The 25904-nt window shown below is 47.5% G+C and carries 29 protein-coding genes and 1 pseudogene; 13 read left to right on the top strand and 17 right to left on the bottom strand.

The features are described 5' to 3' along the window. Positions 1 to 9 precede the first annotated feature (9 nt). Positions 10 to 339 carry a BON domain-containing protein gene (locus GA520_RS12320; RefSeq protein ID WP_163339803.1) on the bottom strand — a complete coding sequence of 110 codons (330 nt, stop codon included), beginning with the start codon at positions 337 to 339 and terminating at the stop codon, positions 10 to 12. Between the two features lie 52 nt (positions 340 to 391). Between GA520_RS12320 and GA520_RS12315 the strand changes: the two genes are divergently transcribed. Next, positions 392 to 640, top strand: coding sequence for a hypothetical protein (locus GA520_RS12315; RefSeq protein ID WP_163339804.1), 249 nt, complete (start codon positions 392 to 394; stop codon positions 638 to 640). A gap of 153 nt (positions 641 to 793) precedes the next feature. Here the strand turns inward: GA520_RS12315 and GA520_RS12310 are convergent, their stop codons facing one another. The 12 genes from GA520_RS12310 to GA520_RS12255 form a co-directional block, all read right to left on the bottom strand. Next, positions 794 to 2056 (bottom strand): AI-2E family transporter, encoded by a 1263-nt coding sequence (locus GA520_RS12310; RefSeq protein WP_163339805.1) that lies wholly within the window; start codon positions 2054 to 2056, stop codon positions 794 to 796. Positions 2057 to 2172: 116 nt separating this feature from the next. Further along, entirely contained in the window at positions 2173 to 2379 is a 207-nt protein-coding gene (locus GA520_RS12305; protein ID WP_163339806.1) for a hypothetical protein, read from the bottom strand. Continuing rightward, entirely contained in the window at positions 2358 to 2747 is a 390-nt protein-coding gene (locus GA520_RS12300) for a phage holin family protein (protein ID WP_163339807.1), read from the bottom strand. Before GA520_RS12300 ends, GA520_RS12305 begins: the two co-directional genes overlap by 22 nt. A 1-nt stretch (position 2748) precedes the next feature. Further along, a complete protein-coding gene (locus tag GA520_RS12295; protein WP_163339808.1) occupies positions 2749 to 3045 on the bottom strand; it encodes a YqjD family protein in 297 nt (98 codons plus the stop codon). Positions 3046 to 3194: 149 nt separating this feature from the next. Next, on the bottom strand, positions 3195 to 3329 hold the full coding sequence (locus GA520_RS12290; protein ID WP_255494418.1) for a hypothetical protein: 135 nt from the start codon (positions 3327 to 3329) through the stop codon (positions 3195 to 3197). 15 nt (positions 3330 to 3344) lie between these two features. Beyond that, entirely contained in the window at positions 3345 to 3725 is a 381-nt protein-coding gene (locus GA520_RS12285) for a hypothetical protein (protein ID WP_163339809.1), read from the bottom strand. Between the two features lie 431 nt (positions 3726 to 4156). Continuing rightward, complete coding sequence (locus GA520_RS12280) at positions 4157 to 4435, bottom strand: hypothetical protein (RefSeq protein WP_163339810.1); 279 nt, start codon at positions 4433 to 4435, stop codon at positions 4157 to 4159. A gap of 197 nt (positions 4436 to 4632) precedes the next feature. After that, complete coding sequence (locus tag GA520_RS12275; RefSeq protein ID WP_255494419.1) at positions 4633 to 4764, bottom strand: hypothetical protein; 132 nt, start codon at positions 4762 to 4764, stop codon at positions 4633 to 4635. A gap of 354 nt (positions 4765 to 5118) precedes the next feature. After that, on the bottom strand, positions 5119 to 5274 hold the full coding sequence (locus GA520_RS12270; RefSeq protein WP_163339811.1) for a DUF3096 domain-containing protein: 156 nt from the start codon (positions 5272 to 5274) through the stop codon (positions 5119 to 5121). A gap of 65 nt (positions 5275 to 5339) precedes the next feature. Further along, entirely contained in the window at positions 5340 to 5582 is a 243-nt protein-coding gene (locus GA520_RS12265) for a dissimilatory sulfite reductase D family protein (protein ID WP_163339921.1), read from the bottom strand. Positions 5583 to 5913: 331 nt separating this feature from the next. After that, positions 5914 to 8631, bottom strand: a complete 2718-nt coding sequence (locus GA520_RS12260; protein WP_163339812.1) for a chemotaxis protein CheB — start codon at positions 8629 to 8631, stop codon at positions 5914 to 5916. Between the two features lie 254 nt (positions 8632 to 8885). Then, positions 8886 to 11000, bottom strand: a complete 2115-nt coding sequence (locus GA520_RS12255; protein ID WP_163339813.1) for a sigma 54-interacting transcriptional regulator — start codon at positions 10998 to 11000, stop codon at positions 8886 to 8888. Between the two features lie 581 nt (positions 11001 to 11581). On the opposite strand from GA520_RS12255, the gene GA520_RS12250 reads away from it, so the two are divergent. The 3 genes from GA520_RS12250 to GA520_RS12240 all read left to right on the top strand — a co-directional run bounded on the left by GA520_RS12250 (position 11582) and on the right by GA520_RS12240 (position 12546). After that, positions 11582 to 11728: a lmo0937 family membrane protein gene (locus GA520_RS12250; protein WP_163339814.1), complete on the top strand. Its 147-nt coding sequence runs from the start codon at positions 11582 to 11584 to the stop codon at positions 11726 to 11728. A gap of 273 nt (positions 11729 to 12001) precedes the next feature. Beyond that, positions 12002 to 12388, top strand: coding sequence for a DUF302 domain-containing protein (locus GA520_RS12245; protein WP_163339815.1), 387 nt, complete (start codon positions 12002 to 12004; stop codon positions 12386 to 12388). Positions 12389 to 12399: 11 nt separating this feature from the next. After that, positions 12400 to 12546 (top strand): hypothetical protein, encoded by a 147-nt coding sequence (locus tag GA520_RS12240; protein WP_163339816.1) that lies wholly within the window; start codon positions 12400 to 12402, stop codon positions 12544 to 12546. A gap of 106 nt (positions 12547 to 12652) precedes the next feature. On the opposite strand, the gene GA520_RS12235 is transcribed toward GA520_RS12240, so the two are convergent. After that, on the bottom strand, positions 12653 to 13252 hold the full coding sequence (locus GA520_RS12235) for a PEP-CTERM sorting domain-containing protein (protein ID WP_240910232.1): 600 nt from the start codon (positions 13250 to 13252) through the stop codon (positions 12653 to 12655). 765 nt (positions 13253 to 14017) lie between these two features. On the opposite strand from GA520_RS12235, the gene GA520_RS12230 reads away from it, so the two are divergent. Both GA520_RS12230 and GA520_RS12225 read left to right on the top strand, forming a co-directional pair. Continuing rightward, positions 14018 to 14884 carry a sodium:proton antiporter gene (locus GA520_RS12230; RefSeq protein ID WP_205749365.1) on the top strand — a complete coding sequence of 289 codons (867 nt, stop codon included), beginning with the start codon at positions 14018 to 14020 and terminating at the stop codon, positions 14882 to 14884. Next, positions 14779 to 15336: a cation:proton antiporter gene (locus GA520_RS12225; RefSeq protein WP_304511343.1), complete on the top strand. Its 558-nt coding sequence runs from the start codon at positions 14779 to 14781 to the stop codon at positions 15334 to 15336. Before GA520_RS12230 ends, GA520_RS12225 begins: the two co-directional genes overlap by 106 nt. Before the next feature lie 369 nt (positions 15337 to 15705). Here GA520_RS12225 and GA520_RS12220 read toward each other — a convergent pair whose 3' ends face one another. Then, positions 15706 to 17538 carry an SLC13 family permease gene (locus tag GA520_RS12220; RefSeq protein ID WP_163339817.1) on the bottom strand — a complete coding sequence of 611 codons (1833 nt, stop codon included), beginning with the start codon at positions 17536 to 17538 and terminating at the stop codon, positions 15706 to 15708. Positions 17539 to 18531: 993 nt separating this feature from the next. On the opposite strand from GA520_RS12220, the gene GA520_RS12215 reads away from it, so the two are divergent. Then, positions 18532 to 18786, top strand: a complete 255-nt coding sequence (locus tag GA520_RS12215) for a hypothetical protein (protein WP_163339818.1) — start codon at positions 18532 to 18534, stop codon at positions 18784 to 18786. Between the two features lie 52 nt (positions 18787 to 18838). Then, positions 18839 to 19126 (top strand): hypothetical protein, encoded by a 288-nt coding sequence (locus GA520_RS12210; protein ID WP_163339819.1) that lies wholly within the window; start codon positions 18839 to 18841, stop codon positions 19124 to 19126. A gap of 47 nt (positions 19127 to 19173) precedes the next feature. On the opposite strand, the gene GA520_RS12205 is transcribed toward GA520_RS12210, so the two are convergent. Further along, positions 19174 to 19488, bottom strand: a complete 315-nt coding sequence (locus GA520_RS12205; RefSeq protein ID WP_163339820.1) for a hypothetical protein — start codon at positions 19486 to 19488, stop codon at positions 19174 to 19176. Between the two features lie 15 nt (positions 19489 to 19503). Here GA520_RS12205 and GA520_RS12200 point away from each other — a divergent pair, with 15 nt between their 5' ends. From GA520_RS12200 to GA520_RS27170, 5 genes and pseudogenes are all read left to right on the top strand, one after another. Continuing rightward, positions 19504 to 19992, top strand: a complete 489-nt coding sequence (locus GA520_RS12200) for a hypothetical protein (RefSeq protein ID WP_163339776.1) — start codon at positions 19504 to 19506, stop codon at positions 19990 to 19992. A 137-nt stretch (positions 19993 to 20129) separates the two neighbouring features. Continuing rightward, positions 20130 to 21440: an HAD-IC family P-type ATPase gene (locus GA520_RS12195; protein WP_205749366.1), complete on the top strand. Its 1311-nt coding sequence runs from the start codon at positions 20130 to 20132 to the stop codon at positions 21438 to 21440. A gap of 64 nt (positions 21441 to 21504) precedes the next feature. Further along, complete coding sequence (locus GA520_RS12190) at positions 21505 to 22074, top strand: HAD-IC family P-type ATPase (RefSeq protein ID WP_205749367.1); 570 nt, start codon at positions 21505 to 21507, stop codon at positions 22072 to 22074. Continuing rightward, positions 22001 to 22747, top strand: a pseudogene (locus GA520_RS12185) (FAD-dependent oxidoreductase); the annotation flags it as partial. The gene GA520_RS12190 and the pseudogene GA520_RS12185, both read left to right, overlap by 74 nt. Further along, the gene (locus GA520_RS27170; protein WP_163339822.1) at positions 22724 to 23227 is read left to right on the top strand and encodes an NAD(P)/FAD-dependent oxidoreductase; all 504 of its coding nucleotides are present in this window, start codon (positions 22724 to 22726) and stop codon (positions 23225 to 23227) included. The pseudogene GA520_RS12185 and the gene GA520_RS27170, both read left to right, overlap by 24 nt. 339 nt (positions 23228 to 23566) lie before the next feature. On the opposite strand, the gene GA520_RS12175 is transcribed toward GA520_RS27170, so the two are convergent. Continuing rightward, on the bottom strand, positions 23567 to 25741 hold the full coding sequence (locus tag GA520_RS12175; protein WP_163339823.1) for a PAS domain-containing sensor histidine kinase: 2175 nt from the start codon (positions 25739 to 25741) through the stop codon (positions 23567 to 23569). Between the last annotated feature and the right edge of the window lie 163 nt (positions 25742 to 25904).

Here is a 25904-nt window from a genome sequence, read left to right as displayed (position 1 = left end):
ACTGCGGCTTTATTTCACCCGCATATCATTTCGGACTCCGCTCACCCCTTTGACATTACGGGTAATCTCTACCGCTCTGTTGATATCGGCCTGGGAATTGACGAAGCCGCTGAGTTGGACAACCCCCTTGAACGTTTCGACATTGATCTCACTTGATTTCAGCGTATCGTCATTAAAGATTTCGGCTTTGACTTTGGTTGTGATAACCGAATCGTCAATATACTCTCCGGTTCCCTCATGTTTTGCTGTCGATGCACAACCCAGGAAGGAGAGCATGAAAAGAATGAGGAGAAAGTTTGCGGGCAATTGTAGCGGTTTTAAAAGTGATAGTGACTTCATAATGATCCTCTTTAACTGTGAATGTTTTTGATCGTTGTTTTCGTCGTCGCTTATGCGACGTATCCTATTTGTCCCCTTCACCGAGGATGAAGCCGGTGATTGCACCAACGCCTCCACCTACAACAGCATTTGTGACCGGGCTCCCTCCGGTGATGGCACCGAGTACTGCGTCGCCACCAGCACCATTGTCAGCAAGTCGGGCTTTGTCATCTCATGGGTGGTTGCAGGTCCGTCGTTACCCTCCTTTTCTCCCTATCCTGCCAGTAGTATGATGATCCATCTCGGATCGTTTTACTTATAGAATTGCAAGTGCTATGCCCAGAATGTGACAAATTGTATAGTGGTGATTAGGTACTCGATATTAAATAAAAATATAGAGAGGTGGCTGTGGTGGAAAGGGCGTTGGCAATGGTATCAGAATGGTGATATAGAACCAGTGGTCATATTTGGCCGATTACACCTCTTCACCTTGCTGATGAGGTGTAATGTCTGCAGGTATGGAGCCTCTACTCAAATCCTGTTTTTCGTGCAAAGCGATACCTGCCAGGTGATCCAGTTCGGCCTCTGTTGTCGAGGGAAGAAAGCGCTTTCGATACAGTTCGTCGTGGAGGATAGTCACAACTGCAACCAAGGGGGCCGCGACAAGAACACCCAGTACGCCGAAAGCGGCAATACTCAGGAGCATAGAAAAGATCACTGCCAGCGGATGTAATTTCATCCGCTTCGCCATTATGTAAGGAATGATCACATTATTCTCGAAGGCTTGAACAGCAATATAGACAAGTACGACCCAAAGCGGAGTCAATCCTCCTTTACCGAGAGCCAGTAAAAGTGCCAGTACAGCACTGAGCATCGGACCCAGAAACGGAATTGCTTCCAGGACACAGGCGACCAGTCCCAGGACCAACGCGTCCATGAAACCGAAGATTGGCCACATCATAATGAAAACCAGCGTACCGATGGTAACCATCGCCAGCAGTGTCGCGCCGGCCCAAATGGGGACAAATTTGCTAATACGTTGCAGGATAGTCACCGCCTGGTCGTGGTGGCGCTCAGGGAAAATCGCAAGTATAGCACCAAAAATCGGGCGGGGATTCATAAGCATAAAGACCACCCCGAAAAAGACCGTTACCATGACAACGAGTATCTGCGCTCCGTTGAAGGCCACTGCGGTGAAACTGCCAAGTGCATCTTTTATCATTCGGCTGAGACTGGCGCGAAGCGTGTCAGCCTCTTTGGGAGAAGCCGCGGGAGCCGATTTTTTATGTGGTGAAGCTGCCTTGGGCTTTCCTGGTAGAGAATTATCCTCAGCTAATTCAGTACTGACTTCCTCCTGGAGTTTTTCTTCGAAAATGACGGATTGTTGCTCAAATTTAATCAGGGGTTTCTGAAGACGCTCCCAGTAATCTGGTAAGGTGTCCGAGATGGTACTTACCGAGGCTTTCATTGGGCCGAAAAATGCCCAGCATGTCAAACCAATCACCACTATCGATCCGACAGCGAGGAGTCCGGTTGGTAATTTCCTACCACCTCGTCTGGCCCTCATCCAGGTGATCACTGGATTAACTGCAAGAGAGATCAGCAACACAAGCATAAATGACAGCAGAATGGGAGAGAGGAGAGAGAACGTCTGGATGAAGGCAAAAAGCGCTGCTCCGAGTATTATATAGAACGAAATCGAATATGGTTGTGGTTCTGCTGTGCGTTTCATTGGCATGGCGCTTTCCATTGAGACTTGTGGAAAAGTCTCATCTATTTGAATGGGAAATTTCCGGACACCTCCCTCGTCGTGAACTGTTTTGTTTGTCCCAGCAGCAGACTGCCGATCCGACACTAACTGCGATTGCCCTTGCCTTCGCGCAGAATTCCAAGAATCTGCTCAATAATGGCCAGTGACAGGCCAAGATTTGAAGCCGTATTAAACATGGTGCCCCAAATGGTATGAACCTCGACATGAACCAGTTGACGGCGCAGGTTACAACATATAGCAAGGTGGTTTTTCTCTTTCTGGATCTTTTTCAGTTCTTGGTTGAGAAACATGTCAGGTCCTTTTTCAGTTCTGCAAGACTCTGTTCGAAGGCCAGCGGCTTTTGTCCCAGGTGCCGGCTGAGGGCGATGAAGGTGATAACTCCTGCAAGCAGGCTGGTTGCTGCTGCGGTGACAAGTCCGTAAATTTTCCACTCGGGTGGTAAGATGTACACACCGGCCAGAACCAGCAGCAGAAGGCCAAGCATGGAAAAGACCACCCCAATACAGGCCAGAAGCCATGCCTGGACCAATCTGATCTTGGCTTCACGTAACTCCAAAGCCAGCAGCTCCAACCGATCTTCGAGGATCTGGCCGGCCAACCCACTAACGCGACCGGCAGCCCCGGTCATTCTGGAAATGATCATTGGCAGTCTGGACATGCTATTTCCTCGACATGAACCAACCCAGCAGCAGGCCACCGATAAATGTCCCTCCGATGGCATAATAGGGTTTTACATGAATGAACTCATCAGCGATCATAACTTTGCCGAGAAGCTGCTTTTCAAGATCGCCGTATTCGCTTTTGCCGGAATCCAACCGCTCCTTCAAGGCCTCTCTGGCTGATTTGATCCGTTCGTCCAGTTCGCCGGATGTGGCATCCACCAGGGCGCGGGAATGATCAATGATGTGCTGCATTTCTTCACTCATTTTTTGTGAATTATCTTGTGTGGTTGCCATTTTTGATACTTCTCCTTGGTGGTAGTACTTCGATTAGTGTTTCACTGAGGCAGACCAGTGACATGCGCGAACCAGCCACATTGTCCTTCTTTCATGAAAACAAGAGATTGGGTAATCCCTGCATGAACAAACCTCAGGGCCAAAATTCGCTATTGATTTGGCAAAACCGGTACTGGCTTATCCTTGTTTTGCTTCTCCAACTTGATCTTTTGCTTTTGATCCTGCTTTTTGCTGTTCTGTTGATTGTTTTTTCGTTTGTCTTTTCTTCCACCTTTGTCGCCCATGATCATTCTCCTTTTTTATTTCATTTTTTCAGCTAAACGCTGTTTCAATTTTTTTATGCTGGGAAAATCTTCCTTGTCCGACCCATGTAAACCGTCTGGGGGGAGCTCTGCCTTAAAATTTTCGACGGCTTCCTGAAGAGCTGAATGCAATGTGCTCCAGGTATTCTCCACACTGTCCTTAAGACTTTCCCATACGTCTTCGTTTGCATCGGTTACGTCTCTCAGCCTCGCTTTTGTGGCATCAAGCTGTTGCTCAAGTTCAGCAACATGCTCATCGTGTCTATCTTTCGCTTCGGCAGTGAATCCCATGCCCATGGCCCGAAATCTGGCTAACTCTGTTTGGGCACGAGCGACCTCTGCTTCCATTTTCTGTTTGAAAATTTTCCTGCTACTCATGGTTTCTCCTTTGCTAAAAGCCGATTACGACTGTAATTCGGACATTTGGTTATTGGGATCGTATACCAAACCTCAATTCCTTGGTAGCGGCCGATTCTGTCTTTATATCGCAAGCATCGTGCCGGATTGAACTATCTGAAAAACACTTCTTTTAACATTTAGTTATCATAGAAGAAGTTTGCTGGAACACTGATACGCGATACATCCGCATGGTCATCCATCGCAGGTCATATATGACCATATGGTTGGATATGACCCGGGATGAGGAGACCTGATGCTTCTGGTGGGGAGGGCTGACGGTTGAATTTTTTCTAATTCCCGATATTCAGGTGGTAGATGCAATCGTACGAGGTTCTGCGATGAATACCACCGAGTTCAAATCCACGGGTGCTTCCGTGCATTTTCTATCATGGCAGTATCAAAGAATGTGCCTACATATCCAACTTTTGTGGAGTTGATCGACGAGTTGTCATGTTCTTCCGGGGTTGAGGATATACCGTCTGCTTCTGCCTGAACAGTTCGAACCAGTTCGATGGCGGCTGGATGTATACGGCGACTGAGTTGATCTGCCGCTTGATCAAGGAACCATCTGCCAGTTTGATTATTACACCGCCTGATTTTGTCATTTCCTGAACGATACCGTACGATCGAACAAACTCCCTCGACCCACTTTCAGGGTGGTTAGCTATGACGCTGTCACCTTTTTTCATGTTTTTTCCTTTCGTAAAAGATGTAAGGGCATTCGTTTGTTTTCATGTTCAGACGAAAAGTGCCGGTAAGGAGGCACGTTCCGTTGAGCCCTAATCATTCCGACCAGGTAAAATATATCCTTGCCCGTTGTTGGCTCGTAATGGAAACAGTGCGCTCCTCGCTCTTCAAGGCCGATGCTTCCGGAAGTGTAGGTGATTCACCCCATCTGCAATACATCGGGGAGGTATTCTTCCATGTTTTTTTCATTGTTTTGGGCCAGAACCTGGGAGATCATCCTCGCCAAAAATCCGACCACGAAAACGGCTTGCCATCTTCTGAAAATTTTCATCTTTCCCCTTTATGAAATATTATCAGACGTCCTGTAATCAATGTCATTACAAAAAACTGTAGCCACTTCATCTTTTGCCTATTTACCGTAATATCTCGAAAAGAAGCTAGGTTCAGGCCTGTCGGCACAGTTCATGAGCTGTGTGTGTAGTCGAGATTTTTCACACCGGTCGGTACCGGAAATGGTCGATCGTCACGCCTGCGGGGCATAAACATGCGGGTTATTGCGGGTTATATAGGGTATAGCATCCCACAATTCCCGTACGAAGTATTGGGCACCTAATTCTATCAGGCTACTTTGCTGCTGGTAGGCAATGTATTCATCGTGAGCCTGCTCGATGTTTTCGAGAAATCATTACCTCATATGAAAACCACTTCCGCCGAATAGGCCTATCAAGCCAACAATAATGAGATAACCTGCAACGATGTAATTGAGCAGGCGGGGAACAACCAAAATGAGTACGCCAGCAATGAGCGAGACCAACGGGGCAAGACTTATATTCATATTCATCTGTATCTCCTTGAATTCCATCGTATGTCAGGCAGCATTGTGAATGCCCTTTTATATAGAAATTATCAAATGCCTCCGGCACCCTCTTCGTTTTTGATCCGGTTTTTCAGGGCATACATAGTTGTTGATCCGGAAGACCAAAACATCAGCTTCCCTTCTTTCACCAGGTCATTGGCCACATTTTTTAATTCTCTCGGCTTTGTATCAGGATCACAGGCGTAGAAATCTTTAATGTACAGCTGTGGTTTTGGCGATTTTGCCGCTTTTTCGAGAATTGCGATTTTGAGCTCTTCGTGTGTTAGTTTCATTACAGAACCTCGTATAGGATTCGTCAGCAGCCAATCTGCCAAACATGAGTGGAAATTTTCAAAAACAACAATATCCATTAACTAAAAGCAATATCTATGCCGTTTCTGTTTTGTGCAGATGGTCGCTTGCATCCCGTTGGTATGTCGTCAAAAATGTGCGTACATGCATTCATGGCACAATCACCGTTAGACATGCCAAAACGGTTAAATGTAACCAATGGTCAGATCTGACCACTACTTGGAGGTAGAGGAGGGCGGTTGCGGTTTAAAAGGAGGTGCAAGATCAGTCGTTTTCTTTTATGTGAAACTGGAGAGGTGAAAATTTATCCAATCACTTCCTCGCTGTTTTTTTTGCATCTTCAACAGCCACGCTCTGCTGGAGCTTTTGTTTTTCCAGCTCTGCATTTAAGACATTGAGTGTTGCCTCTGTTTTTTTGAGCGTGGTGATATCCTCAAAGGTGATCACCACCCCGTCAATCACATTGTTGGTTGTGCGATAGGGACGAACGCGCATACGGTAGAAGGTGCCATTCTTGCTCTCGACTTCTTTTTCTCGCATACCGAGTTTTTCTATGACATCATTGGCGTAGTCCGCCAGATCTGTATCGAGGAGAGTTGTGGCAAAATGTTTGATGGAGCGACCGAGGTCGATGGCCGAAAGTGGAATCAGCTCAACCGTTTTCGGCGTGAACCTTCTGACACCAAGATCGAGGTCGAGAAAGATCGTGGCGATCTGGGTGCTGTCGAGCAGGTTTTTCATGTCATCATTGGTCGTCGACAGTTCATCTATACGGCTCTGCAATTCGGCGTTGACTGTGGTAGCTTCTTCGTTCAAAGACTGCAGCTCTTCCTTTGAGGTCTCCAGCTCTTCATTGGTGCTTTGCAGTTCTTCGTTGGTGGATTGCAACTCCTCATTGGAAGTTGCCAGTTCGTCGATAGTGGCTTGCAGGTTTTCCCTTGTATGCCATAATTCCTGTTCAAGCATTTTCACATCCGGGCTTTGGGCTGGTTCCCCTGCGAGTGGTGGCTTCTCTTGATTATTTGAAATCTTGGCGGTTTCCCTGAAGACGACCATCATCAGGCCACGAAGGGCGGCGTGTCCGAGGAGAGGCTCGACCGTCAGATCGACAGGTATATAACCGCTGTAATGTTCAATGGAGAGCCCTTCGCGGACAACTTTTTGGCTGTTGCCTGCAACTGCGCGGATTGCTTCAGTCAGCTCCTGCTTGAGCCCAGGACGCGCCATGTTCAGGATATTGACGTTGATTTTGCCGATGGGCGGCTCGAGGTACCTGCTGGTACGACCATGGAGATAGATGATGTTGCAGGCCTCATCGATAATGACGCAGGGCGGAGCGTCGCTTTGTTGCAGTATCGTTTCTACAAGCTGAAAGGCACTCAGCTCTTCCACCCTTTTGATAGGTTCCGCCAGTTGTGGTGCCGCATTCTCGGCGATGAATGGAGAGGTTCGAAGGTCCACCATATTATTGCCTGCAGTCGAGATATTTTTACGGCGGTATATTTTCCACTTCCTGTCCAGGATAGTGAAGAGGTCATGGGCCTGGCCGATGGCTTCCGATGAACCGAGAAAAAGGATGCCAGCCGGCTTCAGACTATAGTGAAAAAGGGGGATGAGCCTCTTCTGCAATTCAGCACCGAAGTAAATCATAAGATTACGGCAGGAAAGCAGGTCAAGCTTGGTAAATGGAGGATCTTTAATGACATTCTGCTCTGCAAAAACCAGCATCTCACGGATCGATTTTTTTATGCGGTACTGATTGTCCTCTCTGGTAAACCAACGGTTCAGACGTGCTTCACTCACGTCTGCAGCGATGCTTGACGGGTAAAGCCCGCTTCGTGCACTATTGACTGCGTGCTCATCGATGTCGGTACCAAATATCTGGACATTGATGCGACGATTGAGATCTTCCATGACCTCCTGCAGAAGGATGGCAATGGAATAGGCCTCTTCACCGCTGCTGCAGCCGGTAACCCAGACGCGCAAGGTATAGCCGTTCGGCTTATCCGTCAGCAGTTCGGGCAGGATTTTTTCCCGGAGCACGGAAAAGGCCTTGGCGTCCCGAAAAAAGCTGGTGACCCCAACCAACAGTTCCCGAAACAGAATGTTCCTTTCAATCTCACTTTTCTGGAGATAGGCAACGTAGTCTTTGATTGCATCGATCTGGCTTATGTGCATCCTTCGCTCGATGCGGCGCAGAAGGGTATTCTTTTTGTAGAGAGAAAAGTCGTGTCCACTTTGAGAACGCAATATGATACAGATTTTTTGCAGGGCGTCAGGTAAAATCACGTCATCGGTGAGGGGCGGTGATTGTGTTTCGATACGGGCAGCATGTTGAAGGTATCTGACGAGTTGTTCAGGCATTTCTGCAGGCGGCAGGACATAGTCGGCAAGCCCTGTAGCAATGGCGCTTCGCGGCATACCGTCATATTTTGCAGATTGCTCGTCCTGGGCCATCACCATGCCGCCTTCGGCTTTTATTGCCCTTACTCCCAGGGTTCCATCGCTGCCGGTCCCGGAAAGGATGATGCCAGTTGCGTTTGGCCCCTGGTCCTGGGCCAGGGACTGGAGAAAGCTGTCAATCGGCAGGTTGACACCGCGCGGACGGCTCATTTTCATGAGTTGCAGAGAACCGTTAAGGATGGAGAGCGTGTGATTGGGTGGTACAACGTAGACCGTGTCCGGTTCGACCCGCATTCCGTCCTTGATCTGTAAGACCGGCATTTTGGTGTGCTTCTGGATCAGGTCAGGCATGATGCTGCCGTGGGTTGGATCGAGATGAGGGATCAGGATAAAGGCTGCCCCAGCATCAGCTGGCATGGCGGCAAAGAACGTTTCAAATGCTTCCAGGCCACCAGCGGAGGCGCCTATGCCTACAATGGGCAGCTGAGCACGCGGTGCGGAAAAGGTTCCGGGCTCTGTCAGAGAGGGGTGGGCACCGGTTGATTTTTTCCTGGGCGCAGTTTTTTTCTCACCGCTGGTTGTTTTGTCTGAACGCAGTAAATTTTTTTTCACTTTTCCAGCGGGCATGGTTCAACTCCGTTACTACTCTGTAAGGTGTAGTGTGCAGCCGTACATGAAGGTTATTCGATGCGTACCAACCTGTTCGACCATCTGAAAATCTATCTCGTTCAGCATGGATATAAGGAATCCATTTTTGCTGCAACCCAAATTTTAGTAATATTTTTCATCTGATATGTTTGGTGGTTCGAGAACTGGTGGCAGTAATCGGCAGACCTCAGCATATGGTGAGGAGCCCTCCATATGCTGAGGTCTGCCGACGACTAATCAGACTCTATCTGCTCAGGGCGTGAAATGCCAAGCTTTTGCATTCGTGCTCGCAGGGTGCTTGGATGAATATCAAGGAGCATGGCGGCTCCGCCTGTTCCTTCAATACGCCATTGGGTTTCAGTGAGTACTTTCAGAATCTGGTTGTACTCTATCTCTTTCATGGTTTTTCCTGAGGCGGTTTCAGCAAACGGCGAAAAATCCGGTCTATCCTCAAGGAGGAGAACAGCCCCAGGGCTCAGGATCACGGCCCGCTGGATAATACTCTCCAACTCCCTGATGTTGCCAGGCCATGGATAGTCCTGTAACCGCTTCATTGTTTCTTTGGGGATCGAGGTGATTTGTTTCCCCATCTTTTTGGCAAATTTTTCCACAAAGGCTTGAACCAGGAGAGGGATGTCGTCTTTTCTCTGCCTGAGCGGTGGAACGGTAATAGGGAATATATTCAGCCGATAATAGAGATCCTGTCGGAAACTGCCATCATGTATAGCCTCCTCAAGGTTGCGATTGGTCATGGCCAGCAGCCGCACATCGACGTTAATGGTCTTTGATGATCCTAAACGCTCGAACTCCCCGTGCTGAACGACATGAAGCAGTTTGGCCTGTAGTTCGGGTGCCAGTTCGCCTATCTCATCAAGACAAAGCGTTGAACCATCGGCGGTCTCGAAGCGTCCGGTCTGTCTCGTGTCTGCCCCGGTAAAAGCGCCTTTCTCACGGCCGAACAGTTCACTTTCAATAAGGCTGGGTGGGAGGGCAGCGCAGTTGACGGCGATCATTGGCCGGTTCCGGCGGGAACTTAAGCTGTGGATAGCGGCGGCGATGAGCGCCTTTCCAGTACCGGTCTCACCGAGTATCAGGACTGTTGTGTCTATCGGCGCTACCTGCTCCACTCGATATAGCACCTGTTTCAGGCGCTTACTCTGACCAATGATATTGGTAAATGTGTGTTTGGTTGTTGTTTTGGGCTGAAAATAGATGTTCTCACTCACTAACCGCTCTTGCAGGGTCTTGATTTCTGCCGTAGCCTTTACCAAGGCTTCCTCTGTCTGCCGATGACGAATTCTCTCTTCTGCTATCTGCTCAACGTTTTTACGCAGGTCATCCCTCCGTTCCCACATACGTCGTTCTGTGCCATCATGAGCATAGGATGAAGAATCTGAATCCAGCGGCGGTGAGCTGGTATTTCTGATGCGGCATTGCATCACTTGTTGCTCATTGACGGTAAAAACACTGCTGGTAAATTCCACCACAATGTGCCTGCCGCTCCTGGTAGTAAGTGGAATATTGATATAGTGCACAGAGCCTTTGCTTTGCAGTTCCGATATCGTGTTTTTCCATGCTTTGATATTCTGCAGTATCCCGATTTCCCATATTTTCTTGTCGGATATGTCTTCACGGCTATAGCCCAGCATCTCCATCAGGAATGGATTGATATCCGATATTTGCCCGGTCTCGACATCAACAATGAGAATGCCCTCTCTAGCTTCTTCAAAGAGACTGCGGAATAAGGTCTCTGACGCCTGCAGGGTCTCTTCCAGTCGTTTTCGTTCTGTGATATCGGTTACAGAAGTCTGACAGCATAAGTGTTCTTTCGTGCAGTCAATGGAAGGGATACTGTCAAGTTGGACATGAAATTGCCTGTCTTGATTTTCAAAAGGGGTGAGAGTGCAGGTTTGTCGGCTTTGAGTGGAAAATACTTTTTTGAGATGCAGGTAAAATACATCGCTGTCATCCTGGGATAAGCAAAATGAAAATGGCTTATTGAGTAAGTCCTCCGTGTTGAGACCCAACTGTTCGCTTCCCGTATGGTTCACTTCAAGTATTCGGCCTTTGTCGTCAAAAGTGAAATAGCCGACTGGTGCGTGATCGTAGAGATACACATACCGGGCCCACGATTCTTCGAGTTGAAGTCGGGCTGTCTGTAATTCCTCATTCTGAAGCGTGAGTTCGAATTGATGGATCTGCAGTTCTTGAAGAAGATCTGGGATATCAGCAAGTTTGATATCCTGAATGCTGATCGGCTGCGCGCGAAACAGGTCTTCTGCGCGCTTGCGCATTGCAAGAGAATCTTTATCAATGGTTTTCTTTTTATCGAAAAGATTCTGGGGCATAGATCCTCGTGGGTTGATTGTTTTCAACAAGAGGTTGTCTGAGAAAGCCAATTCGCTTCATCTTGTTGACAGGATGTGAGGCTAAATCCATTAATATTAGGTTTATGACTATGGAATGTTTTTCCTTCATATCTATTTCTGAGGCGAAATTTTAATCTATGATAACTTCCAGGGAAACCGGAACTGAATGTAAGACTCTCAATTTCAGTCTACAGTTCAATGAGGGTAAAAACAAGTTAGGTTGTTATTTCAGTGAACGAGCCATTCACTTCAGAGAGTTCCTGAACGATCATCAGAAAAATCAGAAAAGTTGCATATGGCTAGCGGTTACATATGACCATTCGAGCGAAATTCTAAAGTATAGCCAATGTCGGTATAAACAATAATATCAGTATATTAAATTATTTCCCTGTTGTGCCTTTGGTTGGCACAATAATTGAAGTGTAAAAAGTAGGGAAGCAATACCGCTTTACCTGCTGGTGGTCTCATCGGCTCTTACAAAGATCATTTGAAGTGAGCCTGGTGTCGGCCTTCTCGGAGTTTCAACCAGTATTTACTTCAATTTCAAAAGGAGAACGCAGATGTTTGAAACAATCGCCATTATCCTCATCGTCCTTTGGCTTCTGGGGCTGGTCTCATCGTACACTATGGGAGGATTCATTCATATCCTGCTGGTCCTTGCAGTCATTGTGGTTCTGGTTCGACTGGTCCAGGGCCGCAGAATTTAGTGTGCTCCCCCTGAGGAAAGCTCATCAACTCAGCTGCTAAAGCGAGAGATTGATGATCGCTGGTTTACCCTGCTGGCTCACTGAGTACCCATAGGAGCGTACTAATATGATGAATTACGTAAACGGATGGATGGCGGAATGATGGGCGGAAATACTTGGATTTTCCTCGGCATCTGCATGTTGGTGGTAGTCCTGCTGGTTGTATTGATCAACAAGGTGTCGCGAAAATAGTGCCCGTTTGGAAGTCGTTTCATTTTACCAAAAAGGAAAACCATGCTGATTAAATTCTCCACCGAAAAATCCCTTACAGCGGTTTCAGCTGCCCTGCAGCTTGCCGTCGCCGCCAATCATTTTGTGATTATCCAGGTGCACGACCTCCATGAAACCATGGATCCCAATGGTAAGGAAATCGTCCGTCAATGTTTGGTCTTTGAGGTCGGTCAATCGAAAGAAGAGGAAGCTCTCGAACGGAACACGAGCATTTTCTCCGTATTACCCAGTCGAATTTTCATGTACGAGGAGGACAACTGCACCGTTCTGGCTACATTGAAACCAACCGCCCTCCTTGCGGAAATGTTTCATATGCATCAACTGCCGGAGGCGGATCAGGAAGTGGAAAATACCCTCATAGCCATCATGAAACAAGCGACGGGCGGCTGATGAGACTAAGGATGATTGAGCTAAATTACCCGATTTTTCGGGGTAGGATAGATTTTGACGATGCTGTCACCGCAAGTGGTTATTATCATGAAGGGTTCGTCGAGGTGGCAGGTCGACTGCAGCAAAAGTTTATACGAGGACCTGTTGTTGTGCTATAACGGAGTGTATCCGCCATTTTACTTTGGCCATACATATTGATAACCAAAGAAAAATATTGGCAGAGTCATTTTTGACTCTGCCAATATTTTACCGATTAGATCAGTGTTAATTTTTTTTTCGTCTCGCTAATCCAGCGAGGCCAGCTAAGCCGGTACCAAAGAGAAGCATGGTGGCCGGTTCAGGCACGGGTGAAGCTGCAACAGATGCTGACCATGAAAAGTTTGCTTCATCAGCTCCTTGTCCGGTGAAATTCCAAACCCCCGGGGTATCGTCATACCCGACTCTATTCATCACACCCAATCCATAAACATGAATATCATTGGAGTCGCCATCCGAACCTTTGTCCCAGGTGAGTGAACTCATTTCAAAAGATAAGTTACCAGCAGACCAGAGGCTTACGTCTTCGACATATGTGTAACCAACAAACTGGAAATCTGTAATATTTCCAATCGTTCCGATGAGACTTGTAAAACTACCATTTGCTCCTGATACGACGAATGTGTTGTCAGCGTTGTTAAGCCAAGCCCCAAAATCAATTCCCGTCGCTAGTTCTATGCTAACTTCCGAACCTCCGGCATTAACAGGAGTATATAAACCTGTCATGCTTAGTCCACCTTCCAGCATTGGAAGAGCATTGGCCGCCCCAACCACACACAGCGACCCAACAATTGCCAGAGCTAACGTCTTCAAAAATGATTTTTTCATTTTTCTCCTTGCCTTGAAAAGGCGATTTAATTGCAGGATCCAGATTCGGAATTGAACCTGCGATCCTTCAAAAGAAAAATCCATTCTGAGGTTTGGGCAAAATTCCTCTTGCAGGAAGATTCTTCTGTCACCTCTCTTGAGCAATTTGCATGCCACGCTGTGAAGTGAGTAATTGCATCACATAGCATATTGTTTTGATATGATAAAAGAAGGTTTGGGCGCTTTTGTGGGAATCGGTAATATTCTCCAAAAGAAGGTCATATCTAACCAATGGTGGCATTGAACCATTTCCTCAGCCTTGCTAGCGTAACTCTTCAAAACTGGATTGCTGTGTTTAGTGAACAGTCTCTGGATCCCTGTTTAGTCCTGAGTATGAAGAGGCCTTGGTATTTGATGAAAACAGCATAAGTTGCGCACCATCCACGTGGTTATATATGACCACAGCTCAAATATAACCCTTGCTCTATGATTACCTGAATGGGCCAAATACACCAAAATATGACAAAATATATCAATAGACGGATGAGATTGCGTGATCTGGGTCGCTAGATCCTGGCATAGTGATTGCTTCATTTATTAAAATACTCATTTAGGACCCTTGATCGAACTGTTTCGGGAAACCTAACGAAAGCATGAAATAGTAGGGCTAAAATAATTATGCAGGAAGAGATCTTTTAGATGGAAGCGGGAACCATATTAATTCTGCTCTTTATTGTAGCCACTGCAGTGGCGATTGCCGTGTAACGCCTGGCCATTCCGTATACGGTGGCTCTGGTCATCACCGGCCTCGGCCTGGGTTTTGTACATGCCATTGAAGCCCCGCACCTGACCAAGGCACTTATGTTTAATGTCTTCCTGCCGGGACTGCTCTTTGAGGCTTCTTTCTACCTCGAGTTCAAGCAGTTCTGGCGCAACCGAATCACCATCCATTCGCTGGCTATCCCCGGCGTGGTGGTGGCAATTGCGCTGACGGCCATGATCTTGACACCGGTTGCAGGAACATTGCACTTTGTCCAGGACTTCAACTGGAAACACGCACTGGTCTTCAGCATGATTATTTCAGCCACCGATCCCATCGCCGTTGTGGCGATCTTTAAGAACCTTGGAGTCCCGAAGCGTCTGTCTGTACTGCTTGAAGGGGAGAGTTTATTGAACGACGGTACCGCGATTGTCTTCTTTACACTCAGTGTCGCGCTGGTGACCGGCAAAATGGTGACACCCGGTGGTCTGGCCTTCGATTTTATTAAGATCGTTGGTCTGGGCGCACTCATAGGAGTCGGCGTCGGCCTAGCCGTTTCTCAAGTCATCAAACAGGTGGACGACCCGATGATCGAGATCACGCTGACGACCATCGTCGCCTACGGTTCGTTCCTGGCCGCCGAACACTTCCACTATTCCGGCGTTATTGCCACCGTTGCGGCGGGTATGCTTTGCGGCAACTACGGCGCCCGTGTCGCGGTATGTCGCCATCAAGCAGGATTGCGGTGGAGTCGTTCTGGCAATACCTGGCTTTTGCTCTCAACTCCATCGTTTTCCTGCTTATCGGTCTTGAGGTGCAATTCGAGGCATTGCTCGCCTCTTGGCAGGCTATTATGGTTGCCTATCTCGTGGTCACCGGAGGCCGGGCGTTGATCATTTTCAGTGCCTCGGCATTGCTGCGCCGGACGAGGGAACAGATCCCCTGGGCCTGGAGTACAGTCCTTACCTGGGGTGGTTTGCGCGGCGGGCTCTCAATGGTGCTGGTTCTCAGCCTATCTAAGGATTTCCCCCACCGAGAATTGCTGGTGTCTATGACTTTCGGTGTCGTTATCCTGTCAATCCTGGTCCACGGGCTGACGATGTCGCCACTGCTGCAATGGTTGGGTGTTGTGCGTGAACATCATGAACACGATCAGTACAAGTTGACCCGCGGCAAATTGCAGGCAGCCTATGCGGCCCTGGAAGAGCTTGATCGAATGTTACACGTCCATTTCACCAATCCGGAGGTGCTTGATGACCTCCGCGCTGAATATAAACAGAGAGTCGAGCGGGTAAGGACCTCCCTTCTCGACCTGCATCTCGAAAGCAAGCAGCTTCAGGCATAGGAGCTCCAGTGGGCGCGTCGGCACCTGCTACTTGTTGAAAAGGGCCAGGTTATTGATGCCTTCCGTACCGGATCCCTTAGTCAGCGTATCCAGGAGCGATTGCTTGCCGATATAGATGCCGAGGTATTACGTCTTGAGTCGGAACAGTTTGAAGAACCGGATAAGAAAAAAACGTGATGATCTTGCGCGCCTCCTGATTGAAAAGGAAACCATTCAGGATGAGGGGCTGAGAAATAGCGAACCCTTTGTCCTGATATCGGTAATTGTGATATCGACATCACTGTTGAATGTGATTCGAAGAAAGATAGCAATATCAGGGATGGGTTGACTTGATGAAAGACGATTGATTCTCATATCCGATCATTGAATCTACAGATAAAGCAATGGCAATAGGAATGAAAACATGCCCCACATTATAAGGACAAGGGGGATGCCTACCTTGAGGAATTCGGAAAACGTATATTCTCCGGCGTTCATGACTAAGAGATTGGTTTTATATGCCATAGGGGTGGCATAGCTCATATTCGCTCCGAACAGGACTGCCAATACAAAAGGTTCAGGTGTTAATCCCATCTGACCTGCAATGGAAATAGCTATGGGGGTACCGATAACAGATGTTGCATTGTTGGATATAATATTCGTAAATATGGCCATCATCAGTATCAATCCACTGATGACGAAAGCAGGTGAGGCGTTACCAGCCAGGGCTACAAAAACCGAGGCAAGGTATTCTGCACCTCCGGTTTTAATCATTGCCGTTCCAAGTGCCAGACTGGCAACCACTATCAGGATAACCTGAGCGCTCAATGCCCTGGTGGCATCACGCCAACTCAAACAGCCGGTAATAATCATCAGTAAGGCCCCCATAGGGGCGCTGATGGCAATGGGCAACAAACCGAACGCAGCAGTGAGAATTATGCCCTTCATTATAAACATGGCGAGTGGTGCCTTCTTCGAAAAAGGCAAGTCTACTATGGCATCAAGGATCAGCACCTCTGAGCGTTTCTTGAGTTCTGATATCTGCTCACGGGGCCCCTGTACGAGCAGAATGTCACCAACCTTCAAACGAATATCGCTGATTTCATCGTGCGTCTGCTTGATTTGTCTGCCTGTACGATGAAGTGCCAGCGTAATCAGGCCGTACCGCTCAGCAAATCGGTGGTTGCTGAGAGTACTGCCATCGAGTCGAGAGCCCTCTATAATGACAACTTCGGCTAACTGTTGATCCGGCGCCTGCAGAGGATGATCTTCATCAATAGCAACATCTTCGGTATCAGCAGGATAGAGGGTACCCTTGAGAATTTTTTCATATTCTTTAAGGTGAACCGGGGTGTCCCTCAATACCAGGTGATCACCGGCCTGTAACACAAGGTTGGGCCGGGTAAACAGTTTTTGTTCACCTCGCTCTACAGCTGTCACTTTCATCTTCCCATCTGTCAGTTCCACAGCTTTCGACAGAGCAATTCCGACAAGCGGACTATCCTTTAAAATGGCTAAATGAGCAGCAAAAATTCTCGGGGCACTATCTGTAATAGCAAGGTCACGCTTGGCAATCAAGCGAGGTGCAACAAGCCAAAGATAGGCAATCCCAACAGTTCCGGCAATTACAGCAGGCACCAGGAAATCAAACATTTCGAATTTTTTAAGTCCCATCTCGGCGGCCACCGAAACTACAAGCAGATTTGTTGACGTGCCAATCGTTGTGCAGGTTCCACCCAGCAGGGTTGAGAATCCCATAGGCATAAGAACTGACGACGCTGGAGACTGAGTTTTCAAAGAAACACTAATAAGAACAGGGAGTAACAGTACTACAACTGGAACATTGTTGATGAAGGCACTGATAAACGCACCTAGCAATAATGTGAGCAATAAAGAGATGCTCGGATTGGTTTTCCAAAGTTTGGCCAGGACCCGTCCCACAGGTTCCAGCGCACCCGTACGCAAAATCCCTTGCCCCGCAATCATAAGAGCACAGACAGCGATAAGAGCCTCATTGCCGAAACCGGAAAAGAAACTCATCGCATGAAGGACTGTATCACCTTCATGGTATGGAAAAAGCTCGAATCCCACACTTAAGGCAACAAGGATAAATAGGCTCGATGATTCAAGTGGTATTTTTTCGCGACTAAATAAAAAAAGTGCGATCACGATCAATATCAGTACAAAAATGGTATGGGGGTTGGGAGGCAAGGGAAGGTTCATCTATCACCAGCTTTTTCTGAGAGAAATAGCTAAATTCGTTTTTAACTTTTCGTAAAACCGGCAGGTATCTGCCGGTAAAAAACCGAAAAGGGGAGACTGCCAACGGAGAAAGCCAAGGAAAAGTACTGATATTTACGCCTGGCTCAGAAAAACCCTTGTTGTACTCACGAGTACTTATAGCGGTCGGGGCACAACAAACATCACTCAGGTGAATCAAACGACAAGGCCCAACATTTTGAATCAGCTCAACCGCCGGCTTCGCTCTAACTGTTATTTGCAGTGTTCATTTTGCCATCTCAAATCAAGGAAGACTCTGCCACTACTTCAAGTTGAGGTGACAGAGATTTTTTTCGAGATGAAGTATTGAACGTCATTCTCACTAAATGTGGGCCCAGATTGATCATTATTGCGGTCCGCTCCATCTGTCGGGGCCTTGAAAATCTCGAAATATTCCAGGTGTTATCCGCCTCCGTATAGAGAGTAGAGGTTTGAAATCTGAGATGTAAAACATGGAAAGGGGAGCCTTCAAACATCCAGAGGGAAAGGCAAAACCCTTAATTTCAGTCTAGTGTGTAAACACAAAGAAAACAAGTCAGGGCATCTCTCTTCATATGCTCGCACAGCTTCTGTGTTTGTGGCTAGAATGTTTGTTTTTTTGGCGATCTCATTCACCAGACCCTATAGGCAAAAGGTTATATATGACCTTTTGGTACAATATGGCCTTGGGTCGTTGTGTATTAATGTAATCAGAAGAGAGCCTTTATGGTATTTGATGTAATGATATCAGTGTGATGTCTGATGGATCCGCCAATGATTCATGGCTGGCGCAAATATTGCATAATTTTGAGTATACCGGTTATTCTTGCTCCCTTGCATCCCGAGGCTGGCACACAACCACAGGGAAACTCTCGGTGGCTTGATGCAGTGGTCATTACGGCGATTTTAGGGGCAGGCATAATCGATGGAATAAAATGAAATAACAGGAGATATCTCATGTACTCAAGAGAAGAATTGTGCAAGAAAATTACTGATCTCTATCCCGACATCGGCAAATGCGGCATCGATATTACGGTAGAATATGATACGGAACAGAAGGTGTGGCTGGTTGATTTGAAAAAAGGCAGCCATGAGCTGAAACATCATCTGGAAATACAGGATGCCGATGCTTGCATGGCAGATGCTCAATGCGTCTCTCTTGGCCTTGATATTGATCAGCTGAAAAAAAATATCGCCGGGCAGCAGTATTAACGGTGAAGAGTATTTCAAGTAGCAGTGTTCACACTGTAAGGAAGGTGATGAAATGACCGACAATGATAATTTCGTCAAAAGCATAGAGCATCAAATGCAAAAAAGACATGAAGAAGTTGTTAAATTCCGTGTCATTGCCGAGGTTGCAGATCCTGATGATCAGATTGAATACTATCAGATTATCGAAGATATCATGGCAAAAGATACTGCGGTTCGGGAAAAACTCATTACCTATACTGAAAGTGATGATGTTGATCGGAGCAGCTTGAAAAATGAAATTGAAGCTCTTCATCAACTGTTAAGAGGTGCCATCGAATCTGCGCAAATCAGGATCAACTGATAGTGTGAGATTCTTGCTCTAGAGGCCGATAAGGAGCTTGGATGAGATTAATCCAATTCTGCAAAAGAAAATTTCAGAGATAGAGAGTATCGTGACATAACAAAAATATACATGACATGATCAGAATGTCTGTTATCTCCCGTAATGATTGTATTGCTGAGCGTGGTGCGGATTTTCATGTTTTCTTCTTGACCGCCTTTTAAACACCTGCCTTGTTCGTTTCCATTAGAAATATTTTTGATGGGCCTGAGTAATCCTGCCATGAGGCAGGCAATAAAAATAACTTGTGGCAATCGGTCTGTTTTTCTAACTGTGCCAAGGTCTAAAAATAAACGAACGCTCTTATAAGGGCGTCGCAACATTCAAAGATAATTATTATGAAGAACAGTATTCTCGCTTCAGTATTGGCTATAGGAATTGCAACTGCAGGTCTCTCTTATGCATATGGAGGAGAGGGCTGCGGTTGGGGGGATAGCTATGATATGATGGATAGAGGTGAAGGATGGGGGATGATGAGTGACGACTATGGCGGAATGGGACCAGGAATGATGGGTGGTGGCCGTAGCGGGATGGGGCCTGGAATGATGGATGATCAAAGGGCGTATAATAATAGCCTAGGCGGAGTCCGTTTTGGTCCAAACGGCTCACAAACCGGCTGGACGAGTGAAAACTATCAAAAATTCATGAACGATACTGTTCAATTGCGCAAGGAAATGCATGATAAGCGTTTCGACTATCAGGAGGCTCGGAGAGACCCCAAAACCACCAAAGCACAACTTGCCGAATTTGAGAAGGCAGTGATTGATCTTCGCTACAAAATCGCAGAAAAGGCTGATCAGTATTGTCAAACCCCTCCGGCGAAGTAATCTTTTATCTTGAGGCCTGAAAAGAAATACATATCGGGCAGATAGGAAGAGTATAATTTTTTCTCCGAAGAGAACAAGCGGGTTATGGAACAAAATAATGGAGAAAAAATTGTAAGAAGTATCAAAGGAGGTGGCCTATGGCAAGCAAGGGTAATGGAACATCCCTTGACCCCATCTGCGGCATGAAGGTGGATAACGAGTCCGCACTCTCTGCAGAACGTGACGGAAGGACATCCTATTTCTGCAGCGACCACTGTCGGCAGGAATTTCTGGCAGCATCAGATACATCCGAAAAACCCAAGAATGAACCATCGGGTAAGGCCATCTATACCAGTCCGATGCACCCCGAAGTAGAACAGGATAAACCCGGAGAATGCCCGAAGTGTGGTATGGCATTGGAAGCAAAGACAGCGACGGTCGTCACGGATGAAGGAGAAAATGCCGAACTGCGTGACATGACCAACCGTTTCTGGATCGGCGCTGCGCTGGCATTACCAGTGTTTATTCTGGCGATGACGCACATGATCCCGGCGCTGGATAGTCTACCCTGGATGAAAAGCAACGCCTCGCGCTGGCTGCAATTTGCACTCACCACCCCCATAGTCCTGTGGGCTGGCTGGCCGTTTTTTCAACGGGGCTACCGCTCGGTCATCAGCCGTCACTTGAACATGTTCACGCTCATCAGTATCGGTGTTGGAGCTGCTTTTATTTTCAGCGTTGTGGCGATGCTCATACCTGGCTTGTTCCCACCTGCGATGCTCCATGAAGGTAAGGTTGCCATCTACTTTGAGGCCGCCGGCATGGTCACCGTACTGGTGCTTCTCGGCCAGGTGCTCGAACTGCGGGCTCGCTGTCGGACCGGCAGTGCCATTAAAGCCTTGCTCAACCCCGCCCCACCCACGGCGCGACAAGTCGTGTCAGGAGGCGATAAGGAGATCCCGCTTGAGCAGGTGAAGGTCGGCGACAGGTTGCGGGTGGTTCCTGGTGATAAAATCCCCGTCGATGGCGAGGTGGTGGAAGGCCACTCCAGCGTCGAGGAGTCTATGGTCACCGGTGAGCCGCTACCTGTGGAAAAGGATGTCGGTGATAAAGTTACCGGCGGCACCGTCAATGGCTCAGGCAGTTTTGTCATGACGGCTGAACGTGTGGGAAACGACACCCTGCTCGGCCAGATCGTCAATATGGTTGCCGAGGTCCAGCGTAGTCGTGCACCCATTCAGGGGCTGGTCGACAAGGTCGCGGCTATCTTTGTGCCGGTGGTGCTGGCGACCGCGGTGCTCACCTTTGTTGTCTGGATGTGGCTGGGGCCGGAACCTAAGCTCGCCCATGCTGTCGTAAACGCCGTTGCTGTCCTGATCATCGCGCCTGCCCCTGTGCCCTTGGACTGGCAACGCCTATGTCCATCATGGTGGGTGTTGGAAGGGGTGCGCAGGAGGGAGTACTGGTAAAAAATGCTGAGGCTCTGGAACAATTGGAAAAGTCACTACCCTCGTCGTCGACAAGACGGGCACCTTGACGGAGGGCAAACCCGAACTCATCGACGTCCTGCCGAGTGATGGCTTTACGCCTGAGGAGAGGCTGGAGTTGGGCGCCTCTCTCGAACAGAATAGTGAACATCCGCTTGCGGCTGCGATTGTACGGGGCGCCAAGGAAAAAGACATCGTTCTTGCAGACGTCAAGGACTTTCGCTCGGTGACGGCTGGAGGGGTTGCCGGCACCGTCACTGGTCGTTTGGTGATGGTCGGCAAACCGGATTTCCTCAGAGACGAAAAGATCTCCGGCCTGGAGCATTTGGAGGCCTCTGCCGAAAAACTACAAACAGAGGGGAAGACTGCGATGTTTGTCGCCATTGATGGCAAGCCCGCAGGAATCCTCACCGTCGCCGACCCGATAAAGGCCACTACTACAGAAGCTGTCCACGAGCTCCATGCACTTGGTCTGGAACTGGTCATGCTTACCGGCGACAATTACCACACCGCAGCAGCTGTGGCCAGTAAACTTGACATCGATGTGGTCGAAGCGGAGATCGAACCAGCCGGTAAATGCTCGCTGCAGCCACCTGCAAAGCATTGGAGTTACTGATCTTCCACAGGTTGATTGGCAACAGATTTTGAAAGAGAAAAACACCTTCACCTCAGATATACCTGAAAACACAATAAAGAATATTCGAGGCAACGGAATTACTTTTATTCCAGGGAAAGCAACATTTATTGATCAGAATACGATTTCTGTAAATAAATCTGCATTCTCAGCCTTTTCTTTTGTTGTTGCCACCGGTGCACGTCCAAAGGCTCTACCTTTTGAAGGAAATGAGCACACAATAACAAGTAATGACTTTCTTGAACTACAATCGCTGCCAAGAAGTATAGCGTTTATTGGTGGAGGATTCATATCGTTTGAATTATCTCATTTTGCGGCTCGTCTAGGTAGTGAGGCAGGAGCTATCCATATTCTTCAAGCTGGCGAAAGAGTACTCTCACGTTTTGACGGAGACATGGTTGAACAGCTTGTTGAAGCGTCAGAAGCAGAAGGAATTCACATTCACACAAATGTCTCTGTCATGTCAGTTCAGAAAGATGATTCCGGTTATTCTGTAGTATTTGAATCTGGTGATAACCTGAAGGTTGATCTGATTGTCAATGCTACCGGTCGTGTTCCCAACATAGACGCATTAAATCTGTAGACTGCAGGTGTAGATTTTTCAAAAAAGGGCATTGCTGTCGATCAGAATATGAAAACTTCAAACAACAATATCTATGCTGTTGGTGATTGTGTCCACACAATCCAGCTCGCTCGGGTGGCCGACATGGAAGCACATGTCGCAGCGAGAACAATCATATCAGCAAAGGAAGGTGTGGTAGCGTCTGGTATTGATTACACAGCAGTTCCTACAGTCCTTTTCACCTACCCTCAACTTGGGATGTTGGGAAAAACAGAGGAGCAACTCAAAGAGCAAAACATAAAATACTGGAAAAGCTATGATACAAATCTGAGCTGGCCAACATACCGTCGGGTTGGTTTGAGGTTCGCGGCATATAAAATGCTGGTTGATGAACAAGGCCTGATACTGGGAGTTCATATTTTGTCAGATAACACTACAGGCTTGCTCAACACCTTTAAACACGCAATGATCAACAAAACCCCAGTAAAAGAAATCCATGAAAACAGTATTATGACGCCGTATCCATCGCGTGAAAGTGATATTCTTTATATGCTAAACCCTCCTATTGAGTAAACAGGATCAGTATTTCTTCTTGAATTTGCAGGGACTGTGATCCTGGGGATATGGCTTTGAACCTCAATTGGACGGAAAAGTGCTTTGAGCTCACATCATAATAAACGCCGGGGTTGATGTCGGGAGCCGAAATCCATGGCGAATTCGGTTTCCAGTTGAGCCCAGTGGCCTGTAGTCGCTGGCTAAGATGAAGTAACCAGTAACCATAGAATTTGAAAAAAAGTACACTAGGGGAGTATGGACTGAATGTTTCAAAAAAAAACCATACCCTTGCCTTCGGCAACGAGAGGTGGCTGAAAGGCTGAAAAGTGTTCCATGCGTCATTAAATGAAGCTATCATCATCTTGAGACGATTTTTTCGATCCGGGAAATGTTCTTGCTGCTTATTTTTTTTTCTGCCGAAAGTATATGCTGAACTGTGTCCTTCAGTTCCTGAAAACTATACGGTTTACCCAGAAAGGCCTGAGGGCGCTCAGCGTGTTTGACTCCTTCCATTACCTGCTCCTTACTGTAACCACTAGCCAGGATCACCGGAACAGCGGGCATGATTTGCCGCAGGGCGAGTAACAACTCCCAGCCGTTCATGCGTGGCATGAGCACATCGCTGAGCACAAAACGGATTTCATCTTTGTGCTCAAGAAATATTTCTACAGCTTCGACGCCGCTTGCGGCTTTGAGGACACGAAAACCGATGATGGACAGCATTTCGTCGGTGATCTCCAGAACAATCCTGTCGTCATCAACCAGCAGAATTGTACCGCCAGCTTGAATTTTTTCAGAATTCAAGTTGTAGTTTGGCTGGTGAACAATTTTTTCAGCAAAGATCGGCAGAAAGATCTGGAAGATACTCCCCTTTCCTTGAACGCTCTCTACTGTGATGGCACCGTCATGTGCTTTTACTAGCCCAAGTGCAACCGATAAGCCAAGACCTCGACCAGTGAATTTGGTGGTAAAAAAGGGCGAAAATATTTCTTCGATGTCATGAGTTGCAACTCCACATCCTTGGTCAGCTATTTCCAGGCAAGCATAACGGGTGTTATCAGGCTGCCAGTCAGCGGGAAAACGGCTTGAAGAGGGAGGAATATTAACTGATGATACGGTCTTGACGCTCAGGTGAATTGAACCGGGTTTATCGCCGGCTGCCTCTGCTGCATTTTCTAAAAGATTGGTCACGATCTGTCGAATATCATCCGCATTTCCCTTTATAACCGGGCTGGGTAACAGCAAATCGGTCTTCAAGACCACGTTTCTTGGCAGGGTAACTTCAATCAATGGCAGGATTTCCCTGCAAACTTTGGAAAGCTCTAACGGTTCCTTTTTGCCAGTGACATGGCCAAGGTAAGTGAGCATGAGTTTGCTCACTTCACTTGCTTGAGTTGCCTCTTGTCTGGCCATGGTGAGCAAGGGGATAGCTTCGTTCCCAGAGGGTAGACTGTCAGAGGACAGTTCGAGGAACCCCATAACGGCGTGAAGTTTGTTGTTGAAGTGGTGCGCGATGGCTGCGGCCATACGTCCCAGGCTTTCAGCCTTCTGTAGTTGCCGATTTACCGATTCCTGCTTCATCTTTTCATCTTCAATTATTTTCTGATCAGTAATTACTTGAAAATACACTGTTGTTACATTGTGGCCAGGGTAAATGCGGACATCATACCAGTTTTTGTAAGGACTCGTTGCAACCTCGACCTGAAAGGAAATTGCCGATTGTGTGCGAATGGCCTCGGTGTACTTTTCTTCAATTAACGAGCCTTGTATAGTAGGAAAAGAAGTAAACAGGTTCTGTCCGATGACGTCGGTGCGTTTTTCCCCCAATATCCGCTCCGCCGCGGTGTTGAAGTAACTGACGACCATGTCATCCGTAAAAGATATGAACCCATCGGTAATGCTGTTGAGAATTTCCTGGTTCTGGCGATGCATTTCTTTAAGCTCATCTGCGTCCCGTTTTCGCTTGCTGATATCGCTCAATACAACCCGACTTTCGGCTTTACCGTGTTCATCAAGTGAAATGGTAGCTTCCAGTTCAGCCCAGAACGAGGTTCCGTCCTGACAAATGAGACGAACCTCACATGTCTGTGCTTTGCTGGTCTCGAAAAGTCGTTTTTTGAACAGATAGTAAATATCCTGGTCGTCATTCTGAATAAATCGGAAAAATGATTGCTTGATGAGATTACTGGGATTGACTCCTAAGAGGTTCGCTGCTGTGAAGTTAGCCTCCTGGATCAACCCCTTTTCGCCAACGGTGCAATAACCTACGGGAGCCAGATTGTAGAGATCAAAATATCGAGCCTGCAGTTCGTCAAGTTCGAGGTATGTGCGCTGCAGTTCCTCATTCTGCATCTCCAGCTCGATCTGGTGCACATTGAGTTCGTGAATGAGGCGTCTGGTTTCGGCAGAGTCAAGGGTTTTGGATTGCTGGAGAGTTTCAAGGTGGAGGAGCCGTTCCTCGGCCTGCTTACGCAAAGTAGGTATTGAACTCAAAATTGGACGGGAATTGGACTTGGTCTTATCCCTAGTCATAGCATCTCACCACTGTAATTCGGAAATGAATTTCCACGTTGAAGGTCAGGTGGAAAATAGTTGTACTACCTTGTGGAGCAAGTCATGTTCAATATATTAGAGGAATATAGGTATATAAGGTAGGGTTCTTAATCTGGCTGCAAATGTCAATGAGGGCCAAGAG

It is taken from the genome of Desulfopila sp. IMCC35008, from assembly GCF_010646885.2.
Lineage (GTDB): Bacteria > Desulfobacterota > Desulfobulbia > Desulfobulbales > Desulfocapsaceae > Desulfopila.
This window is presented reverse-complemented; position numbering and strand designations above follow the sequence as displayed.

Coding starts and splice junctions, on each gene's coding strand:
- GA520_RS12320 (WP_163339803.1), bottom strand. CDS start 339: ATGAAGTCACTATCACTTTTAAAACCGCTACAATTGCCCGCAAACTTT.
- GA520_RS12315 (WP_163339804.1), top strand. CDS start 392: ATGCGACGTATCCTATTTGTCCCCTTCACCGAGGATGAAGCCGGTGAT.
- GA520_RS12310 (WP_163339805.1), bottom strand. CDS start 2,056: ATGCCAATGAAACGCACAGCAGAACCACAACCATATTCGATTTCGTTC.
- GA520_RS12305 (WP_163339806.1), bottom strand. CDS start 2,379: ATGTTTCTCAACCAAGAACTGAAAAAGATCCAGAAAGAGAAAAACCAC.
- GA520_RS12300 (WP_163339807.1), bottom strand. CDS start 2,747: ATGTCCAGACTGCCAATGATCATTTCCAGAATGACCGGGGCTGCCGGT.
- GA520_RS12295 (WP_163339808.1), bottom strand. CDS start 3,045: ATGGCAACCACACAAGATAATTCACAAAAAATGAGTGAAGAAATGCAG.
- GA520_RS12290 (WP_255494418.1), bottom strand. CDS start 3,329: ATGGGCGACAAAGGTGGAAGAAAAGACAAACGAAAAAACAATCAACAG.
- GA520_RS12285 (WP_163339809.1), bottom strand. CDS start 3,725: ATGAGTAGCAGGAAAATTTTCAAACAGAAAATGGAAGCAGAGGTCGCT.
- GA520_RS12280 (WP_163339810.1), bottom strand. CDS start 4,435: ATGAAAAAAGGTGACAGCGTCATAGCTAACCACCCTGAAAGTGGGTCG.
- GA520_RS12275 (WP_255494419.1), bottom strand. CDS start 4,764: ATGAAAATTTTCAGAAGATGGCAAGCCGTTTTCGTGGTCGGATTTTTG.
- GA520_RS12270 (WP_163339811.1), bottom strand. CDS start 5,274: ATGAATATGAATATAAGTCTTGCCCCGTTGGTCTCGCTCATTGCTGGC.
- GA520_RS12265 (WP_163339921.1), bottom strand. CDS start 5,582: ATGAAACTAACACACGAAGAGCTCAAAATCGCAATTCTCGAAAAAGCG.
- GA520_RS12260 (WP_163339812.1), bottom strand. CDS start 8,631: ATGCCCGCTGGAAAAGTGAAAAAAAATTTACTGCGTTCAGACAAAACA.
- GA520_RS12255 (WP_163339813.1), bottom strand. CDS start 11,000: ATGCCCCAGAATCTTTTCGATAAAAAGAAAACCATTGATAAAGATTCT.
- GA520_RS12250 (WP_163339814.1), top strand. CDS start 11,582: ATGTTTGAAACAATCGCCATTATCCTCATCGTCCTTTGGCTTCTGGGG.
- GA520_RS12245 (WP_163339815.1), top strand. CDS start 12,002: ATGCTGATTAAATTCTCCACCGAAAAATCCCTTACAGCGGTTTCAGCT.
- GA520_RS12240 (WP_163339816.1), top strand. CDS start 12,400: ATGATTGAGCTAAATTACCCGATTTTTCGGGGTAGGATAGATTTTGAC.
- GA520_RS12235 (WP_240910232.1), bottom strand. CDS start 13,252: ATGAAAAAATCATTTTTGAAGACGTTAGCTCTGGCAATTGTTGGGTCG.
- GA520_RS12220 (WP_163339817.1), bottom strand. CDS start 17,538: ATGAACCTTCCCTTGCCTCCCAACCCCCATACCATTTTTGTACTGATA.
- GA520_RS12215 (WP_163339818.1), top strand. CDS start 18,532: ATGTACTCAAGAGAAGAATTGTGCAAGAAAATTACTGATCTCTATCCC.
- GA520_RS12210 (WP_163339819.1), top strand. CDS start 18,839: ATGACCGACAATGATAATTTCGTCAAAAGCATAGAGCATCAAATGCAA.
- GA520_RS12205 (WP_163339820.1), bottom strand. CDS start 19,488: ATGTTGCGACGCCCTTATAAGAGCGTTCGTTTATTTTTAGACCTTGGC.
- GA520_RS12200 (WP_163339776.1), top strand. CDS start 19,504: ATGAAGAACAGTATTCTCGCTTCAGTATTGGCTATAGGAATTGCAACT.
- GA520_RS12195 (WP_205749366.1), top strand. CDS start 20,130: ATGGCAAGCAAGGGTAATGGAACATCCCTTGACCCCATCTGCGGCATG.
- GA520_RS27170 (WP_163339822.1), top strand. CDS start 22,724: ATGAAAACTTCAAACAACAATATCTATGCTGTTGGTGATTGTGTCCAC.
- GA520_RS12175 (WP_163339823.1), bottom strand. CDS start 25,741: ATGACTAGGGATAAGACCAAGTCCAATTCCCGTCCAATTTTGAGTTCA.